The sequence below is a fragment of the Paenibacillus sp. FSL L8-0494 genome, assembly GCF_038003695.1.
In the GTDB taxonomy this organism is placed as follows: Bacteria; Bacillota; Bacilli; order Paenibacillales; family Paenibacillaceae; genus Paenibacillus_AQ; species Paenibacillus_AQ odorifer.
The window spans coordinates 2983090-3001276 of record NZ_JBBOPQ010000001.1 but is presented as its reverse complement, the minus strand read 5'-3'; the positions used below and the strand labels follow the sequence as shown (position 1 = coordinate 3001276).

The following is an 18187-nucleotide window of genomic DNA, read 5'->3' as shown; positions in this document are numbered from 1 at the left end:
ACATCTCCCCTTCATTGCTTATAAAATTTCGTCTGCTTGATCAACTCATCGATTTCCTTCATACAAGGCATCTCTTCAACATCTGTATAATCTGTACTGTCGAGTAGCGATATTTCCAGCAGCAGCTTATCCAGCTTCAGCAGAATCTCTTCATTTGCCCCAAGATACCCTGTTACGTAGGCCAAATATTCATTGTACAAAGCTGTCTTTTTCTGCACCAATTTATCTGAGAACTGTGAGGGTCTATGCCGGCTGGAGAAAAGGGTGAACTCTGAGGCATCAAATACACTGAGTTTATTCAGAATCCCTCGAATGTTCAGGTAAAAAAGCTTCGCTACTTCATAACTGACTGCATTAAATTTTTTGAAGCTAAGTTCAGTGGATTCGAATCTCTGACCTAAAACATCTAACAAGGTACTTCTCTTCTTTTCCATCCGGGATATCTGATCTAGAGCAAGCGCAATGTCTTTTTTCAGTACTTTGACATTTTTGTATTGAGTAAGCGCGGCTATATAATCCTCATAAGATTTCAGTGTTTTCACAGCAGGGATAGATGAAGGTTTAAACAATAAAATATAACTTCGATAAAGAACAACAAGTAGACTAACAAACAACAATGTCACACCCAAAGCGGTTTCAAATACACTGGTTCCTCCGATTTCCACCCCTAATAAACCTGGTGACAACACGATAATGTTCAGTAGTACCACACCGAGAATAAGTCCCAACAGCTTTATGGCTCTAACCCCGTTCATCACAACCACCTCCTGCATCCAGTCACTTCTATTGTATGGAGCAATTTCTGTTATTACGTCTCTTCATTTGCTATATGTTAAAAAAATAAGGAATTAATCAACAAAAAAACCTTAACAGGCAATAAGCCCATTAAGGTTAACAATCACTATTTTATACCCACGCATCATTTGAATACCCGCGTTGCTCCCAATATCCCGTATGATCGCCTTCGATCAGCTCAATCCGGTTCAGCCACTTCACAGACTTGTATGCGAACATCTTCGGAACGATTAACCGTACAGGACCGCCGAGATCGCTAGGAATCGGCTTTCCATCATGCATTACTGCGACCAGCACATCATCCATGTCAGCTTGTTCCAATGTGAGTGTATCCGTGTATACACCATCACCCGAATAGAATTTCACAGTCTTAGCTGTGGGCTTCACACCGGCCTGACTCAAAAGATCTTTTAGCTTGATGCCTTCCCAGGTATTCTTATAGACTGACCAGCCTGTCACACAGTGAAAATCACTCACCTGAACGGTCCGCTTCAGCTTTACGAACTGTTCCCAGTTCCACTTGAAATTCTGCTCCACAAGCCCATCTATCGTAAAAGACCAATTGTTGTTCGTAAACTCCGGAATCGGAGTGACTGTGTAAACACGGAATTGTCCTTGCGCCCCTCCTCCGAGAGGGGGTGAGGATGCCGCCAGTGGCTGGGGTGCAGGCAACAACTGATTGCGATCACTTTCGATCAGCTTATCAATCGTTTCGCTGCCCCCGATATTTCCAATTGAACTGCCGAGCCATTTTATAAACGATGGGCCTATAGTTACCGCAAGCCCAACACCAATCGATCCGCGTATGAAAGCTCTACGTGTATAAACCGGCTGCGGGGTTTCCCGATGATTCGAAGGGCTACCTGTCTCAATGCCGCTTTTCACTACCCGCCGATTCGGTTCTTTAAGCCATTTTACCCGAGTCAAAGAATGATAAATAATATAAGGAAGGCCTATCCAGGTCAATAAGTCATGGACGACCAGAGCAACGTTCGATACATGTGGACCCACCACGCGGAATTGCCAAAGTAGCACTCCTGAAACGAACCAGCCTAGCAGCAATGAAAGTACAACGATTACATTAAAACGTTGCCAAGGCCGCTCCTTCAATTGTTTCCAATGTTTCCCTGCCAGCAGCAAATAATAAATAACCGGAATAATCGAAACAACACCGACCACGATATGAAGCCCTTTGATCCATACTCTGCCTTCCCCTAAGAAGCCACGCCAGAAGCCACCTACAAGTACAAGTCCTGTGAGTGTGAGCAACACAATCAGCCAGCCATTCCAGGTATGAAGCGCCCGAAGCTTTTTCCCGTATCCCTTGCGCAGTCGAGCCAGTAAAGAATTCATTACCTTTCCTCCTCTTCACTATGTATGCTCAAATAGCTCTTTATCCTGATTCTACTCTAATAATGTTAGAAAAGACTTTGAAGCAGCTGTAAGAGGAACTCCACGCAGGGTAGCAATTCCTATGTTACGTTCTGGCAAAGGTGGGTCCAGAGGAATCTCGACAAGCTCACCTTTCTTCAATTCTTCGGTTACGTAATCACGAATAACAAAAGCAAGGCCAAAACCACGTTTCGCAAACTGAACAAGCAAATCCACACTGCCCAGTTCAAATTCAGGTGTAATCGTCAAATGATTAGAAGCTAAAAACTGATCCATATACTTTCTGGTGCTCCCACCCGCTTCTAAGCATAACAACGGATACTGCTGAATGTCTGCAAGCGGCATGGTCTTGTCCGCCAAATGACGAAAACCTTTGCCTCCTACAAGGCAATCTTGAAGCTGAGTACTTTTGCGAAAATCAATCTGTTTATCAGATGTCGGCAAGCTGACGATACCAAAATCAATTTTTCCTTCTTTTAAAAGCGTAAGTGTTTCTGGTGTCGTACGATTCGTAATATGAATGCGGATATTGGGAAATTGTTCGTGAAATTGCTCCAAAAAAGGCAACAGATAATATTTGCATAAGGTGTCACTTGCTCCGATATGAATCTCGCCGCTGTTCAGATTGTTCATATCTGCGATCGCTCTTTCGCCCATGTCTACATGATGAAAGGCTTGTTCAATAAAGCTAAGCAGTACTTTTCCTTCTGTTGTTAGATCAACCCCGCGAGAAGTGCGAAAAAATAACGGGCCGCCCATTTTCTCTTCCAATTGTTTAATCGTGTGACTTACTGCCGGTTGTGTAATATTGAGTCGTTCTGCCGCAGCAGTTAAGCTCCCTGTATTCGCTACCCAATAAAAAGAGCGATACCACTCCAAATTAATGTCCATCCCCACGTCATTACTCCACCTTATAATAGATATAACTTATATCAATTTTTCTAATGATTTAACTAGCATTATACTTAGTCCTGTAGCCAAAAACAAGCTTGGGAGGCGAAAACGCGTGACCGTAATTGCAATTGTAGGAGCAAACTGGGGCGACGAAGGAAAAGGAAAAATGACGGATGTGCTAGCTGCACAATCTTCCTTTGTCGTTCGTTTTCAAGGTGGTAGTAATGCTGGGCATACCATCATAAACCAATATGGAAAATTTTCATTGCATATGCTGCCATCTGGGGTATTTTATCCTTCCGTTACAAACATTATCGGACCAGGAACAGCACTTGATACAGAAGTATTAATAAAAGAACTGAAAGCTTTAACGGATAGAGGCGTGCCAAAACCTAGATTATTCGTATCCGAACGGGCGCAAATCGTGCTTCCAATCCATCGTTTGTTTGATGAACTAGAAGAGGAACGTCTGGGATCTCAAGGATTCGGTTCAACAAAACGAGGAATCGCACCATTTTACGCAGATAAATATGCAAAGCTAGGCATACAGGTAGCGGATTTATTTGATCCTGCTCGACTTGAGAAACGTCTTGAACAATTACTCGCTTCCAAAAATATATTACTTGAGCATTTATATAAGAAAACGCCTATCCAAATCTCGGAATTAATGGCTCAGCTGCAAGAAGAAGCTGCACAGCTAGCGCCTTATGTAGCCAATACAACAGACTTACTTCAAGAGGCTTATGCCAAGGGAGAGACTATTTTACTTGAAGGTCAGCTTGGGGCTCTGCGTGATCCTGATCACGGTATTTATCCTTACTCCACCTCCTCTTCAACACTTGCCGGGTTTGCACCTGTCGGTGCTGGTCTTCCTGCAGCAGCTATCACGAATGTCATCGCTGTAACCAAGGCCTATTCCAGTTGTGTCGGCGCTGGACCTTTTGTTACGGAATTAGAAGGACCCGTAGCGGATGAACTTCGTACAAGAGGTGGCGATGCCGGGGAATTCGGGGCTACGACTGGCCGTCCTAGACGTATGGGCTGGTTTGATGCTGTAGCTACTCGTTACGGTTGCCAAATGCAGGGTGCCACTGAAGTCGTGTTGACTAATCTTGACGTGCTTGGTTATTTGGATGAGATTCCGGTTTGTGTGGCTTATGAGCTTGAAAATGGAGAGATCACCGACAAGTTCCCGGCTACGAATAAACTGAACTCTGCAAAACCGATATTCACGCATTTATCTGGCTGGAACAGCGATATCTCTCAGATCACCGACTTCGAAGATCTGCCAGAACAAGCTAAGCTTTACATTGATTTTATTGAAACCTCTATTGGCACGCGTATTACTACGATTTCCGTGGGTCCTAGACGCGAACAGGTCATTAATCGGATAACGAAATAATCATATACGTACTAAATCTCTGTAGAATTTAAAAGAAGCGCCTCTCTTATTAGAGAAGCGCTTCTTTGTTTTATTCATGAGAAGGGCTGCCTCATACGTAGAAAAATCCACTTTTGAGACAGCCTCTTTTTTGTGTACTCTTTTTAAATCAACACGGCATCTACTTTTGTCTGCGGAGCCTTGTCACAGCGTTTACAGACCTTAACGACTGCTCCATCCGTTTTTTTCTTGGGATAAAGCAGCTTAATACGGGTGTTCTGACAGATTGGACAAGTCCCTCTGCCCCTTGATGGTAAATTCCAAAGTGCATGTCCACGTTTTGACTTTGCCATGAATAAACCCCTCATTTCGAACAACAATAGTCAACACTTTAATTCTGAAAGTGCTTCTCCAAAATGATATGTCGCAAAGACAGGCTCTATGACTAAAGTAACGCAGAAATAAGGAAGAATTAATTCGTATAGATCATGGAGACAACACCGTTCGTAAAGGTAACATAGTTATAATTACCATACTGCCAGGTCTCCACTTGAATGCCACTACCTGATAGTGTAGATTTACTTATTGGCTTACCCCAACTAAACTCCACTTGCTGCTTGGTCATCCCAGTAGCAACTATGCTCTTTTTAATCTTAGTCCAAATCGCATCCGACCACTTATAGGTCTTAAATGGATCCGTTGTTAAGAAATATTCTTTATTTCCTAATGTACGGATCAACTCATCTCCCGACATTTTATAAGAGTTAAGAATTTGCCCCGTCGATAAAACCTTAAATGAAATGGCGAATTCACCTTCATAATCAGGTAGAATATCTACAATAGTGACTTTTTGGAACTTATAATCGGAGTCGAATTGATTGAGCCAATATGTTTTTCCAATGAACTTAACGAGGTTTCCTTGTTCTTCCTTCTTAAAAATCTGCGCGGTTTGTTTCGTATAGGCGAACAACTCTGCTTTGCCGAAGTAGATCTCCATCGTCTGATAATTTCCATCCCAAATTAACTCTGCTGACAGTGCAGTCTTTAAAAGCGTGGCAGGAAAAACTGTAGATCCGTCGATCTTTTGCACTTTACCACTCATTTTGACCTTCGCACCATTCACCATTGCAATATCGCTTCCGAGTTGAAGCTGTATTGGCAAATCACCTAGACGAATGCTAAAGGTTTTAGTTGCTGTATTAACTTGGACTGTTGCTCCCAACGTTTGAAAAACCGATTGAACCGGCAAATACATTGTTCCATTAACAAAGGCACCTTGATCAATATCATGGTCCGCACTGATCGAAACTTTTATTGTTTTGGTATCTGATCCTGAAATGACCGTTACGTTCGTTTCTCCTACCGCTAAGGCTTTCATTGTGCCATCGGCTTGCTTTTGCAGCAAATAAGGTTTTTCAATTACGACATTTGCTTGAGCTAACGGGACGCGTTCGGATATGCCATCGGCATCTTTAGCATAGATTTGTACCGGAACATTATCCCCAACAGTGATTTCCGTAGCATCCATCTGAAATATCAAATCTTCAACCTGCTGATTGCCTTCATTGTATGATGAAGAAACTGAACTGGCACTCCGTAAAATACTACCTTGATCGTAATCGACGTTACGCGTATCTGCCGCCTTCACTGTATGTATTGGACCCAACATAGATACTGCTAACGCTGCAGTGATGCTCCATTTAATAGCTTTCATTTTCCTTACATCCCCCTCTAAATATATAAACCTTAATTACTGTATCACAATTCCACAATTTTACTAGAGAAAAATTTACAGAAATATTTTTTTGTATTTCTAGTGAATTTACTCCGTGATAATTACAGAGTCTTCCATTATAATCATGGATTAGGAGGTGTTAGCCCGTGGAGATAATAGCCGACAGATTGATATTAAGAGATTATACAAGCGATGATTTTTCTTTTTATGAAGAACTGGAACTTAATCCTTTGTCTCACAAATATGAAAATACCGCACCAGATGCAAAACAAATTAGAGAGAACTTCCTTTCGATTCTGACTCATACTACCAGCGATCCCCGTGAGCATTATGATTTAGCAGTATGTACTAAGCAAAATAGAACACCCATAGGTAACGTAAGTATAAAGTTAAATTGGGAAGAGATCAGAGAGTGGGAGATTGGCTGGGTCCTACTGCCGGAATACTGGAAAATGGGCTATGCGACAGAAGCCGTCAAAACACTGATAGGTTACGCCTTTAGCTCTCTTAATGCCCATAGAGTCGTTGCATATGCCAATGCAGAGAATCTTCAATCTGAAAAAGTTATGATTAGAGCAGGAATGATTAGGGATGGAATCCTCAGAGAGACTAGATTTTGCAATCAACAATGGTGTGACGAGTTCATTTACTCTGCTTTGGAAAAGGAGGCTACATTAAATTGACAACAATCAAAGTTTTAAATGAAGGTTATGTAAGATTAGTAGATCATATGGGCTCAGATTTAACGGTTGCTAACGCTGCGCGTGTATCTTATGCTAAACAATCTTTTGAGCTTAGTGATCGGGATATTAAACTAATAAAATTCCTTGCCCGTGAAGGACATACCTCTCCTTTCCGCCATGCCATCACTCAATTTGAGGTTTATGCCCCATTAATGGTTGCGAGACAGTGGTGGAAATACGTAGTCGGTTCTGCTCATTACGAAGGTACTGGGGATAGCTTGGAAGCCTGGAACGAATCCAGCAGAAGATACATTACAGAAGAACCCGTCTTTTATCAACCTGCTGCGGGAGAATGGAGATCCAAACCAGAGAATTCCAAACAAGGCAGTGGCGACATCATTGCATGGGAGCTTGGTGAAAAATACACCCGCGAGCTTCAAGAATACACCGAGTTAGGATTATCTAAGTATGAAGCAGCTTTAGCAGATGGCATATGTGCTGAACAAGCAAGACTGTTTCTACCTGCTTATGGATTATTCGTTCGTTGGTACTGGACAGCTTCAGTTCAATCTGTAGCTCATTTTTTAAATCAAAGACTGGAGCATGACGCTCAGAAAGAAATTCAGGAGTATGCAAAAGCAATTTTATCGCTAATTGAGTCACTATTCCCTGTCTCTTTTGATCAGCTACTGACTACCGGCTCTGTAGATTAATTTTATTTCCTTATATAAAAAAAGAGCCGCCAAACCTTTGGCGGCTTCTCCCTTTCTACACTACCAACCCTCGTATAACTTCAACCTCGTCTCTACTGACTTCAACGAACCCGAGTGATGTATATAAATTCGAAGCACGTTCGTTCTCGATCCGATGGCCAATAACGATTTTGTCGCAATGATGTTCTGCTTTAATATAACGAATTAAGGTATCCATACCCGTTCTGCCTAAACCTCTGTTTTGGTACTTCTGGTCAATCATAAAAGCCATAATCCAATAACTTCCATCCTCAGGATCTACGCTATACACAGAGAAACCTACCAATTCCTCATCAGCATATAAAGCGAGCGGGGTCATACCACAATAAGCTGCTTCTGCTAACCAATAGACCACCGGTACGGGGAAAATAGACTTTTGCGCATCCGATACTTCTAATTGAGTACAAGCGTACCAATTTTTTTCCGTGATATCCTTCAGCACTATATGTGCTTGAAAGCCGGTTCGTAATCGGTCACAAATTCTTTCTAATTTCAGTTTAAGCTGTTGCGCCCAATCCGGGAAAATAGAATCATCCGAATTCTCCATACACCGAAGTAATCTAGCAAAACTGTATAAGTCTGCAAATCTTTGAAATTCAGGTATCATCTTAATATACTCATCATCTAGCTGCTTAACCGATCTATATCCACTAATAAAAACATCAATGTTTCTTCTACTTTCATCATCATCCGATTCCGTCAGGTCTCTTAACGCCGATGTAATATCCATCGCAAACCAGTGATACATAGAGTCATCAAAATCGATGGCACTGTAGCGGGATTCTTCTTGCATATAAAAGATATTATCCATCTCAAAATCATAATGTACGAGCCCAGTATGCCCCACTCCAAAAGGGAGCTCTGATAACCAAGCTTCAATCCGCTCATATTCCTTAAGCGCCTTATGCTCCTCAGGATGCCTGCTCAATACGGAATAAATAAAATTCAATGAATCGACCCAGCTTTTGCGATAAGGCGTGCTCGGTGCATAGGTTTCCGAAAAATTATGCAGACGTGCAAGCGATTGGCCCCATTGATAAAAATGAGGTTCCTTCATCTCATCAAGTGAAACATATTCACCCTGGGCCTGTTCAAAAACTACCCCGTGGTATCGCCCGTGATTCGTTAACAACGTTTCAATCCAATTGCCAGACTTAGAACGCACAGGAGCGACGGTCTCATAACCTTGCTCTAATAAATACATCATAAAATCCAGCTCTGCCTGGATATTGTCTGCAGAATTATCCTCTTCATGAGTAAACCTTAAATAAAAGCGTTTACCATTCCACTGAAAGGTATAAATAAAATTGCTACTGGCCCTTACCATCTTTAAAGTTCCAGGCTCATGATTCCAATACTTAATCATTTCTTTAGCAGGAAGATCGTTCTCCGTTCCCCGCACCATGTTCATTAAAGTCATCATTGTCCGATAGTGCCTCCTGCTTCATGACGGATTTGATTCTGGGTTCCCCATTTACATTATCGGTAAATTATTCTATTAAATCAAGGGAATTTAATAGGCTCTATTATTTCTGGAAGAAAAAAGTATTCAGCTTAGGCTTCAGTTTGTCATACTTGATTTCAAACTCAGCATGATCTCCGATAGCATGAGAAATCTGCACACTTATCCCCAGCGTATTCTCCGTCAAGTACCATCTTATATCCGCTTCACTAGTATCTGCGTGCTGAAGTGAAGTCAGCCATTCCTCATCTGATCTTTCAGTAAGAATATTCTTTTGCTCAATAATATCGGATTGAAGTTCACTTTCCTTTAGCTCCTTCAAAAATTCCGCATCGATGGTCACGATATCAGTTAATTGTAGGGGTTCAAATTTCTTCATATCAATATTTATAGTATCAAAAATATCTACAGGATGAGCAGCACCTTCAACATAACTGTATCCTGAAAACTGAATACTTAGTAAGCCCTCATTTTCTAATGATACAGAATAATCCATATCTAAACTAAAGGTCTCTTTTTCCTCCGGAGAGTAATTATCCAAATAACTATAAGCACGTTCCTTGATCATTTCATTTAACTTCTCTTGTTCATTCGGTTTTCCAAAAATAGATATTTGCGGATAGTTAATATTAATTTGTTCATTGTAAGTATATAACTCCGGAGATAATTCATAAGAAATGCTGTGTTGATTTTCGATTAGCTTAGTTTCGTTTATGTGGTTTTCAAGTGTCGGCTCCTTGTTTTCACAAGCTGTTACAGCACACATTACTACAGCAAGAATTATGGATAACATGGTGGTTTTCTTAATATTAATGCTCCTTCCATCAAAATTGAATTATGATTTGAGCTACAGCGCTTTTGTTCTCCCACCATCTCTAATGTATTGCCCCTTTTTAATAATTGAAGTTGGTGATAGATCTAACCTTTTACTTATTTCCTCAAAATCTATATTTTCATCACGAACTATAAAAGAAAAACTCCCTTTCATTTAGCTTTCCCTATCATATCTATAGCATTTTATAAAAAAAACACTTTTCTAATTAGGACTATATAATTCACTGTGCCGGAGCAAATCCCCTTAGGATTTGATAGTTTGAAGGTCTCTGCGGACACTTAACACCGCATCTCAAAAAATTGATCTGCGAACGTGAACAAATTCCCGACAAAGCGACTCATCGTCCTCTACCCAGTCATATTTCAGAATAAGCGGAGCAGGCACAACAGTCTCCAGTTGTTCTACAATCTCCCGGACATCATCATTCTGGAACATGACACCCAAAGAATCGGGCGAAACGGTCAACCCCAGACGTTCGACGACTGCAGCGTAGTCAAAAGTCTCCGGCTCCATTTCATATTCTTCTAGAACACCACCTCCAGCATATCTGTCCAGCATTACCCCATTCTGATAAATGAATATTTCCAACACTTCATCATCAAAGTATCCTATAGCAAGTACAAGGGAAGAGATCAAGTTAGACAAAGATCTGGCGCTTTCACCAATCGTTTCCCAGTTGAATTTCTCCCCCAGTACTGTTGTCCAGCCTTGGGACTGCCCGATGTAGTAGCTTCCTTTAGGTCTTAGCCGTTTCAAGCTCTTCAGCACGGCTTCCTTATCGTTGGTAAACACGTGGAGATTAGCAAATGAAGTTCCCATTATTCAACCACCTAACAAATGAATTCCCCGCCGGTCAAATTTACGTATAAATTACCGTCTGCGCCCAGGGAAGGGCTGGTATCAACGTAACTTTCCTCCGGTTGGTATATCCATTTCACTTCGCCATCCGGAGCAATGGCATATAACTGGCTAGAAAGACACCAATACATAACCCCATCCTGATCTATGACAGGGGGACGGTGCCCTTCTCCTTGACCCATCCGTTTCTCCCACAACAACTCTCCATCAGGACTAAAATCATAAAGTTTGGAATTCACATTTTGACCAACATATATGATTCCTTCACGGGAAATAACCGGATCGCACCAAAATATGGACGAGCACTTGTAAACCCATCTTATGGTTCCATCCGCGTCAAAAGCATAGAGTCTCCCAATAATTTGTGACTCATCTTCATATGTACACAGGTAAATATGGTTTGCCGTATTGATGATTAAGCTCGAAATCACCCTGCCCCACAGCTAAAATGGCTCTCCCTTGTTCATCCACTGTAAACGAGCTTAATCCATATGAAAAATCCGGCCGCCCCGAGTCAACAACTCGCTTCAAAACTGAAAGCGATGTTGGAGCTCTGAATCGGGATTGTCTGGTCCAATTCGCATCAATGGGATGAATGGCTAATGGACGACAGCTACCTTGTTGAAAACCGCCTATTCCTTCGTTGTTATTATAATCGACCATAGTTTGCCCATCCTTTGTTATATAAGTTAAGGGATACAAATTGGATATCTTGTATTTCTTAAGCCTAATTAAAATCTTAGCTAGGCTGGTTTGGTCAAACAAGTTTATCCGAGCCGGACCAGTTAAGGTCGAATTTCCCCGAGTCTTTGGACACATTGAATTCGTCATAGCGATATCGTGTGATATACTCACATTAATGAATCACCATCATAAATTCAACGTAAAAAGCGAAAAACTGCTCTCTATAACATAGGTTAGTTGTGTTGATGGTTGAACGAAGGGTTCATTCGGCATTGGGTACTGGGGTGGGCTATAACTAATAAAAGAAACCACATGGAGTATTATTCACATGGGGTTCTAACTTAATTATTTAAAAAATTAATCAATCCCAAAACACTAATCAATCTTCAATGGCTCAATTACACCGGATCTCAGGGGAATCTGAGGAATGGAATAAATGTATTCTATACAGTTATTTCGTAGGCAAATGCAATCATTTTGACTTTAGTTGCATTTTATACAACTAAAAACACTAGAAGCCACCACTAAGGCTGTAAATCAAGAAAATAGCTGTACAAAATACACTTATATCCATCGGCTTGAGGGATTCGAGAAATATAGTTGTACGAATTACAATTAAATGCTTCTACATATTGCTCCCCATGACTTTCTATACAGATAGATTGTGCATAGATCCTTATAGCTCTGCTCTCTTTACTTTATTGGGGCTATACTCCCACACCTGCAGCCCCGCTCCGATCATTCCACATAAATTACCATGATAGGCCGCTTCAATACGAACATTTTCCAGGATCGATGGCATTACTCTGCTCCTTACTTCTCTTCTAATGCCTTCAAATAAAAGTTCGCCTGCTTCAGCCACTCCACCGCCAATGACGATGACTTTAGGGTTAAAAATATGGATTAATGAAGCGAGCGCGGATCCGAGCGCAGCAATCGTGTCTTCCATTAACTCTGTAGCCAGAGAGTCACCCGCCCTCCATCTCGCTAACACTTCCCGTGAGTCTACGTTCTCTGGAGACTGGTTATGTAATAAAAGCTTGTCGCGCATGCGACGTGCGATGCTTGTGCCTGAAGCATACTGCTCCAAACAGCCTGTTCCACCACAAACGCATGCTGGTCCTTTGAAATCTACGGACATATGGCCTAACTCTCCAGCCCCACCCCAAGAACCATGAACAAGATGGCCGTCTACGACTATCGCTCCACCCACGCCCGTACCAAGGGCAAGACAGATAAAGTCTTTTACCCCTTTGCCTGAGCCTAAATATTTCTCTGTTAATGCTAATACATTCACGTCATTATCAACGATTACCGGAAGTTGAAACTGTGTCTGAAGCAAATCCTTCAAAGCTGTGCCAGCATAGCCAGGGATAAGCTCCGAAGCGGAGCGGACACGCCCCGCCTCCCAATCCATTTGCCCTGCCGATCCTACGCCAATTCCTTGAAGCTGAATTCCCGCTTGTTGTGCTGTTATTTCATCCATTAATGTCCGAATAGCTAGTATAATGCGATCCATTGTATTCGTCTGTCCAGCCAATGTGCTTAGGCTTACAGTATGTAAAACTTCCCCTTGTGAAGAGACGAGTCCGGCATTAATTTTCGTGCCGCCAATATCTACTCCGATCGCATATTCTATATGAGGATCATATCCTTCCATCGCGGACTCACCTCCGTCAGTCATCGACATTGCTCACGGCCTTAACATATCTCGAAGTGATCAATTGTGGCCTAGTAATTGCACTTCCTACAACAACATATGATGCCCCTGCATTCTTAGCTTTTGCTGCGTCTTCGGGTGTCCATATACGTCCTTCCGCAACAACAGGAATGTTCACAGATCCGCTTAATTGTTGAATTAAGACAAGGTCCGGTCCTTCCTGCTGTGTACTGTATGGGGTGTAGCCTGAAAGCGTGGTACCGATGAAATCCACACCTAATTTCTCAGCGGCAAGCCCTTCCTCAAATGTTGAAATATCCGCCATAACAAGCACACCTCTCAGATGTGCATATTCTATTAATGGCTTTACTGACTCTAAGCGTTCTTCCCGATTCGTTACATCAAGCGCAACAATCTCTGCTTTTGCAGAAACAATGGCCATCACTTCATCTAAGGTTGGTGTTATAAATATGGCTGATCCGGGAATCTCCCGTTTAATAAGTCCAATGACCGGTACATTTACTTCTTTTTTGATAGCTACAATATCTGGAACACCATTTGTCCGGATTCCTATAGCTCCTGATTGAACCGCTGCTCTTGCCATTTTAGCCATTGTATCCCCACCATGAAGCGGCTCATGCTCAAGTGCCTGACAGGAAACAATCAGACCTTTCACCGGAAAGATATCACTTATTCGAGTCATTATTAACCCTATCCCTTCACTTCAAGAATATAGTCTAATATTCTATTGTTCAGAGCTTCTACCCGCTCCTGATCGGAATCCTTAATCGGTAAAAGTGGCATTCTTGGCTGACCTGTTTCAAATCCGCGCACACTAAGGATCGCTTTACACGCACCATATAATGAAGGAAAGGATAGCAATTCAACAATGAGCTCATTGATGATGAACTGCCATTTCTGCGCCTCAGCCATCTCTCCTTGCACATAACATTGTTCCACTTTTTGGAATAACTCGGGCATCACCCCATAAGTTCCACCAATCCCGCCATCTGCCCCAATACTGCGGCCCGCCAAATACTGCTCATCTGGTCCATTTAAGACTAGAAAATCCTTCCCGCCCGCGGCTTTAAATTGCTGAAGCTCAAACGTGCTCTCCGCCGAAATTTTCACCCCGATTACTTTATCCTGAGCTGCCATCTTAATCAGCAAGCTTTTCGATAATTGAAAGCCTGTAGTTTGCGGGATGTGATAGATAATAAATGGAAGCGCCGTACTATCAATAATCGCCTGCCAATGACTTTCAACACTGTCCGGAGACAGACGATAATAGATCGCAGGAACAGCCGATACGGCATGTGCGCCAACTTTCTCAGCATGGATAGCTAGTTCAACACTGTCTCTTGTAGATGGAGCACCCACGTGAGCAATGATTGTAAGCTCTTTTCCAACCTCTGCTATAACTGCCTCGAGCATTTGTTTGCGTTCTTCTACAGATTGCAGCATACCTTCGCCAGAGCTTCCGCCAACATAAAGACCTTTAACTCCTGTAGAAGCATAATGACGAGCTAATTTCCGGGCTGCTTCTTTATCGATTTCCCCCTCAGCATCATAACTGGAGTACATAGCAATAATAATGCCTTTAAAGGATTGAAGATCATATGATTTCATAAATTATAGCCTCCGTCGTTTAATTCATTGCTATTAATTTTCGTTGTTATAAGAATAATTAGCCTTTTACAGCCCCCATAGTAATCCCTTGGGTAAAGGCTTTTTGGAACATTAGAAAAATTGCAATCATAGGAATAGAGGCTAACGCAGCACCCGCCATAAGCAGTCCATAGTTTGTTGTGAATTCACCCCGAAGAGTCGCTACCCCAAGTGGCAATGTCATCATTGAAGTCGATCTGGTCATGATCAGCTGACTGAAATAATCATTCCAAGAAGTGATGAAAGTAAAGATTGCCAGTGCCCCTATTGCAGGTTTTAACAAAGGTAAAATGATGGTGCCGAACAAACGAATCTCAGAGCTGCCATCTATTTTGGCTGCTTCAATCAATTCTCCTGGAATGGTCTGCGCGAACTGCTTCATTAGGAAGACTCCAAATGGCCAGCCAATCGCCGGTAAAATAAGCCCTTTATACGTATTGACCCAACCAAAATCTGCAAGCATCGTAAACAGCGGGACAAGAATAACTTGCTTAGGCAATGCCATTGCGGCAACAAACATCGTAAAAATAATCCCTCGGCCAGGAAAAGACTTTTTGGCAAGCACATATCCAGCACAGGAAGAAACGATACAAATCGCTGCCATTTCACAAAAAGCAATGATGAAACTGTTAAACATCCAGCGCTCAACGGGATTCTTAAATAACTCGGTCCAGTTCTGCAGAGTCGGCTTAGCCGGAAACCATTCCGGGGGGATCGTTGTTGCTACAGTCTGAAGCTTAAATGCCCCTGAAACCACCCAATAAAAAGGGAAGATAAAAAACAACGTTGCCAGAATCAACAGGATGGTGGCTAATATTTTTGGAATCGTCAATTCTTTTTTCCATCTGTTTACTTTCTTAGATTGGCCAATAGGTGCTCTCAGTTCTAACGGATTCGTAGAATTCATGATGTCCCCTCCTTAATACTCAATATCACTGCCAAAGTATTTGAATTGAATGATAGAAATGATCCCGATCACAATCGCAAGGATGACACCCATCGCCGAGGCATATCCAAAATGACCGAGCATAAAGGCTTGTTCGTAAACGCCATACATTACAGTCGATGTGCTATACACAGGTCCACCCGAGGTGAGCAGCTGAATTAGCGCAAAACATTGAAAGGTGTTGATCGTGGTAATCACGATAATATATAAGTTCGTTGGCATTAGCATTGGCCATAATATTTTTCGGAAAATCTGCCAAGGCGTCGCTCGATCAATCTCAGCTGCTTCTATGTAAGAAGTAGGAATGTTCCCAATAGATGCCACATATAAAATGATCGGCTGCCCTACAGAGGTCGTTATCAGAACCACGATAATTGCAAGCAGTGCAGTCCTCGTATCTCCTAACCAGGATATAGGCTCCATTCCCAAAAAGCTGGTTAAATAATTTAGAATCCCATAGTTCGGATGATAGATCCAGCCCCAAACGACTGTGATACTTACGACCGAGGATACAGCCGGCAAATAGAACACTCCGCGGAAAAACGATCTGGCAAACTCTTTTTTCTTATAAATATTCATAGAGATAAATAACGAGAAAATAATAACGATAGGTACGGTTATGAGTACAAGCAATAATGTATTTCCCATCGACTTCCTGAAATTATCATCTTTTATTAAGGAGATATAATTATCGAGGCCAATAAAGCTGAAATCTCTCAACGAATAATCGAAGAAACTAATATAGACCCCTTTCACCATCGGATAAGCTACAAAAAGCAGGAAAAACCCAAATGCCGGCACTAAAAAGAGATAACTCATCATCCAGTCGCGAATCACATAACCTTTTATTTTGCGAACCGTTGTCCCCACAGTCCTTCCCCATTTCTTCGATGATTTAAAAAGAAAAGAGTGCTTCCCGCACTCTATTCTTTTGGACACCATTCACTTTTTTTATTTCATTGCAGCCTTTGCTTTTGTAATCGCTTCGTTTGCTTTTGCAGCAAAGCTGTCCAAAGCTTCTTTACCGGTTGCGCCTCCAGTTAAAGCACGTTGTAATTCAGGGAACCAGAAAGTACGAATATCAGCATATCCATCGGCAATGGTAGGTGCATCTGTTGTGAATTTACGAGCATACTCAGCGTATTTGTACTCTGCATCATCATAGAGGCCTGTAATCGAATTACGAACAGACAGACCACCTGTTTGAATCAAGTTTTTCTTACCCCATACAGGGTCATTAGCGATAAAATCAATCAGCTTCTTAGAAGCTGCAATCTTGGCATCATCACCATTATTGAATACAGCCATACCGCCGAGGTAAGGTTCAAGCTTAGGTTCCGATCCATCTAAAGTAGGGAAAGGAAGCAGAACATCTTCGAATTCAACCATTTTTTTAGATACGTTCTGAGCTTTAAGTACTGCAGAATAGTTAAGTGTAAAGGCTAATTTTCCTTGCAAAAATAAGTCATTCACGTCAGCAGCCGCAAGGGAAGCCGCACCAGAAACGCTAAGTTTATCTTTTGTAGCTTGAACGATCCAATCCAACGCTTTCGCAGCATTATCAGTATTGATCGCGACTGCGGAATTATCTTCATTTAGAAATCTGGATACACCTAAGTTAGCAAGATATGCGCGAGTTCCTTGATCTCCAGCTTGGCTCTTCGCGAAGAATCCGGTAGGGATAACATCAGGTGCTTTTTCTTTAACAGCTTCCAGCGCTTTCTTATATTCTTCAAACGTCCAAGTTCGATCTTCCTTATCCAGAGGAAGCAAATCTAACGCGCCAATCTTCTCAAAAACGGTCTTGTTTACCGCCATCATAAAAGGAGCTGTATTGATCGGGTACATAAAGATCTCATCGCCAACACTAGACTGCTTCCAAAAGGCTTCCGAAATATCATTTTTCACTTCATCGGTCACCATATCATTAAGAGGTGCTAATAAGTCCTTTTTACCCCAGTCAATAATCCGTCCAGGAGCATCATAAATTACATCAGGTGCGGTATTCGAAGCAATCGCCACATTCAGTTTTTCAGGGCCGCCTTCAAAGGTGATCATCTCAAGGTTGACTTTAATTTCCGGATTCTTCTCATTAAAAGCTGCAATGATTTCCTTCTCATATTTGCCAACTTCACCATCTAAAGCTTGAAAGCTCGGAAAATTCCACCATGTTATTTCTACTGGTTTAGCAGCAGTCTCAGTGGCCGCGGGCTCACTCTTATCAGTATTTTTACTTGGTTCATTGGCGGAATTCGCTGTATTCGTATTTCCGCATGCAACTAACTGTGTACCTAAAAGTGCGACACCAACAATGCTCATTAGCCCTTTTTTCATTGCTCTCATGTGCTACCCCCTATTATTTTTGTGGAATAAAATGCTTTATCATTCCTTGCGCTAATCATAAATCAATTATAAATTTAGGAGAATCCCACTCCTTTTACA

General features: G+C 41.9%; 19 protein-coding genes. 3 read left to right on the top strand and 16 right to left on the bottom strand.

Annotation, left to right across the window (positions count from 1 at the left end):
* Window positions 1–11: 11 nt before the first annotated feature.
* The 3 genes from NYE35_RS13465 to NYE35_RS13455 all read right to left on the bottom strand — a co-directional run bounded on the left by NYE35_RS13465 (window position 12) and on the right by NYE35_RS13455 (window position 3078).
* Entirely contained in the window at window positions 12–755 is a 744-nt protein-coding gene (locus NYE35_RS13465) for a hypothetical protein (protein WP_341121222.1), read from the bottom strand.
* Between the two features lie 151 nt (window positions 756–906).
* Entirely contained in the window at window positions 907–2148 is a 1242-nt protein-coding gene (locus NYE35_RS13460) for a molybdopterin-dependent oxidoreductase (protein ID WP_076273849.1), read from the bottom strand.
* A 51-nt stretch (window positions 2149–2199) separates the two neighbouring features.
* The gene (locus NYE35_RS13455) at window positions 2200–3078 is read right to left on the bottom strand and encodes a LysR family transcriptional regulator (protein WP_036686616.1); all 879 of its coding nucleotides are present in this window, start codon (window positions 3076–3078) and stop codon (window positions 2200–2202) included.
* Between the two features lie 115 nt (window positions 3079–3193).
* Here NYE35_RS13455 and NYE35_RS13450 point away from each other — a divergent pair, with 115 nt between their 5' ends.
* The gene (locus NYE35_RS13450; RefSeq protein ID WP_076104291.1) at window positions 3194–4483 is read left to right on the top strand and encodes an adenylosuccinate synthase; all 1290 of its coding nucleotides are present in this window, start codon (window positions 3194–3196) and stop codon (window positions 4481–4483) included.
* A 143-nt stretch (window positions 4484–4626) separates the two neighbouring features.
* On the opposite strand, the gene NYE35_RS13445 is transcribed toward NYE35_RS13450, so the two are convergent.
* Both NYE35_RS13445 and NYE35_RS13440 read right to left on the bottom strand, forming a co-directional pair.
* Window positions 4627–4815 (bottom strand): hypothetical protein, encoded by a 189-nt coding sequence (locus tag NYE35_RS13445; RefSeq protein WP_036686376.1) that lies wholly within the window; start codon window positions 4813–4815, stop codon window positions 4627–4629.
* Window positions 4816–4934: 119 nt separating this feature from the next.
* On the bottom strand, window positions 4935–6176 hold the full coding sequence (locus tag NYE35_RS13440; RefSeq protein WP_036686374.1) for a stalk domain-containing protein: 1242 nt from the start codon (window positions 6174–6176) through the stop codon (window positions 4935–4937).
* A 167-nt stretch (window positions 6177–6343) separates the two neighbouring features.
* Between NYE35_RS13440 and NYE35_RS13435 the strand changes: the two genes are divergently transcribed.
* Complete coding sequence (locus tag NYE35_RS13435; RefSeq protein ID WP_326046582.1) at window positions 6344–6880, top strand: GNAT family N-acetyltransferase; 537 nt, start codon at window positions 6344–6346, stop codon at window positions 6878–6880.
* Window positions 6877–7593: an FAD-dependent thymidylate synthase gene (gene thyX / locus NYE35_RS13430; protein WP_326046584.1), complete on the top strand. Its 717-nt coding sequence runs from the start codon at window positions 6877–6879 to the stop codon at window positions 7591–7593. Before NYE35_RS13435 ends, thyX begins: the two co-directional genes overlap by 4 nt.
* Before the next feature lie 55 nt (window positions 7594–7648).
* Here the strand turns inward: thyX and NYE35_RS13425 are convergent, their stop codons facing one another.
* The 11 genes from NYE35_RS13425 to NYE35_RS13375 form a co-directional block, all read right to left on the bottom strand.
* On the bottom strand, window positions 7649–9055 hold the full coding sequence (locus tag NYE35_RS13425; protein WP_081383574.1) for a GNAT family N-acetyltransferase: 1407 nt from the start codon (window positions 9053–9055) through the stop codon (window positions 7649–7651).
* Window positions 9056–9158: 103 nt separating this feature from the next.
* The gene (locus NYE35_RS13420) at window positions 9159–9887 is read right to left on the bottom strand and encodes a DUF4163 domain-containing protein (protein WP_341121218.1); all 729 of its coding nucleotides are present in this window, start codon (window positions 9885–9887) and stop codon (window positions 9159–9161) included.
* A gap of 333 nt (window positions 9888–10220) precedes the next feature.
* Window positions 10221–10748: a hypothetical protein gene (locus tag NYE35_RS13415; RefSeq protein WP_341121216.1), complete on the bottom strand. Its 528-nt coding sequence runs from the start codon at window positions 10746–10748 to the stop codon at window positions 10221–10223.
* Between the two features lie 11 nt (window positions 10749–10759).
* Window positions 10760–11218: an outer membrane protein assembly factor BamB family protein gene (locus tag NYE35_RS13410; protein ID WP_341121215.1), complete on the bottom strand. Its 459-nt coding sequence runs from the start codon at window positions 11216–11218 to the stop codon at window positions 10760–10762.
* A complete protein-coding gene (locus NYE35_RS13405; protein ID WP_326046592.1) occupies window positions 11163–11450 on the bottom strand; it encodes a hypothetical protein in 288 nt (95 codons plus the stop codon). Before NYE35_RS13405 ends, NYE35_RS13410 begins: the two co-directional genes overlap by 56 nt.
* A gap of 697 nt (window positions 11451–12147) precedes the next feature.
* Complete coding sequence (locus tag NYE35_RS13400) at window positions 12148–13131, bottom strand: ROK family protein (RefSeq protein WP_341121214.1); 984 nt, start codon at window positions 13129–13131, stop codon at window positions 12148–12150.
* A gap of 16 nt (window positions 13132–13147) precedes the next feature.
* Window positions 13148–13834: an N-acetylmannosamine-6-phosphate 2-epimerase gene (locus tag NYE35_RS13395; protein ID WP_341121213.1), complete on the bottom strand. Its 687-nt coding sequence runs from the start codon at window positions 13832–13834 to the stop codon at window positions 13148–13150.
* 8 nt (window positions 13835–13842) lie between these two features.
* A complete protein-coding gene (locus tag NYE35_RS13390) occupies window positions 13843–14760 on the bottom strand; it encodes a dihydrodipicolinate synthase family protein (RefSeq protein ID WP_341121211.1) in 918 nt (305 codons plus the stop codon).
* Window positions 14761–14818: 58 nt separating this feature from the next.
* Window positions 14819–15706 carry a carbohydrate ABC transporter permease gene (locus NYE35_RS13385; RefSeq protein WP_076273856.1) on the bottom strand — a complete coding sequence of 296 codons (888 nt, stop codon included), beginning with the start codon at window positions 15704–15706 and terminating at the stop codon, window positions 14819–14821.
* Between the two features lie 12 nt (window positions 15707–15718).
* On the bottom strand, window positions 15719–16615 hold the full coding sequence (locus NYE35_RS13380; RefSeq protein WP_445321954.1) for a carbohydrate ABC transporter permease: 897 nt from the start codon (window positions 16613–16615) through the stop codon (window positions 15719–15721).
* Between the two features lie 81 nt (window positions 16616–16696).
* A complete protein-coding gene (locus NYE35_RS13375) occupies window positions 16697–18088 on the bottom strand; it encodes an ABC transporter substrate-binding protein (RefSeq protein ID WP_076104299.1) in 1392 nt (463 codons plus the stop codon).
* Window positions 18089–18187 lie beyond the last annotated feature (99 nt).

Excerpts from the sequence above, each read along its gene's own strand:
- NYE35_RS13465 (WP_341121222.1), bottom strand. The coding sequence starts at position 755 with ATGAACGGGGTTAGAGCCATAAAGCTGTTGGGACTTATTCTCGGTGTG.
- NYE35_RS13460 (WP_076273849.1), bottom strand. The coding sequence starts at position 2,148 with ATGAATTCTTTACTGGCTCGACTGCGCAAGGGATACGGGAAAAAGCTT.
- NYE35_RS13455 (WP_036686616.1), bottom strand. The coding sequence starts at position 3,078 with ATGGACATTAATTTGGAGTGGTATCGCTCTTTTTATTGGGTAGCGAAT.
- NYE35_RS13445 (WP_036686376.1), bottom strand. The coding sequence starts at position 4,815 with ATGGCAAAGTCAAAACGTGGACATGCACTTTGGAATTTACCATCAAGG.
- NYE35_RS13440 (WP_036686374.1), bottom strand. The coding sequence starts at position 6,176 with ATGAAAGCTATTAAATGGAGCATCACTGCAGCGTTAGCAGTATCTATG.
- NYE35_RS13425 (WP_081383574.1), bottom strand. The coding sequence starts at position 9,055 with ATGATGACTTTAATGAACATGGTGCGGGGAACGGAGAACGATCTTCCT.
- NYE35_RS13420 (WP_341121218.1), bottom strand. The coding sequence starts at position 9,887 with ATGTTATCCATAATTCTTGCTGTAGTAATGTGTGCTGTAACAGCTTGT.
- NYE35_RS13415 (WP_341121216.1), bottom strand. The coding sequence starts at position 10,748 with ATGGGAACTTCATTTGCTAATCTCCACGTGTTTACCAACGATAAGGAA.
- NYE35_RS13405 (WP_326046592.1), bottom strand. The coding sequence starts at position 11,450 with ATGGTCGATTATAATAACAACGAAGGAATAGGCGGTTTTCAACAAGGT.
- NYE35_RS13400 (WP_341121214.1), bottom strand. The coding sequence starts at position 13,131 with ATGGAAGGATATGATCCTCATATAGAATATGCGATCGGAGTAGATATT.
- NYE35_RS13395 (WP_341121213.1), bottom strand. The coding sequence starts at position 13,834 with ATGACTCGAATAAGTGATATCTTTCCGGTGAAAGGTCTGATTGTTTCC.
- NYE35_RS13390 (WP_341121211.1), bottom strand. The coding sequence starts at position 14,760 with ATGAAATCATATGATCTTCAATCCTTTAAAGGCATTATTATTGCTATG.
- NYE35_RS13385 (WP_076273856.1), bottom strand. The coding sequence starts at position 15,706 with ATGAATTCTACGAATCCGTTAGAACTGAGAGCACCTATTGGCCAATCT.
- NYE35_RS13375 (WP_076104299.1), bottom strand. The coding sequence starts at position 18,088 with ATGAGAGCAATGAAAAAAGGGCTAATGAGCATTGTTGGTGTCGCACTT.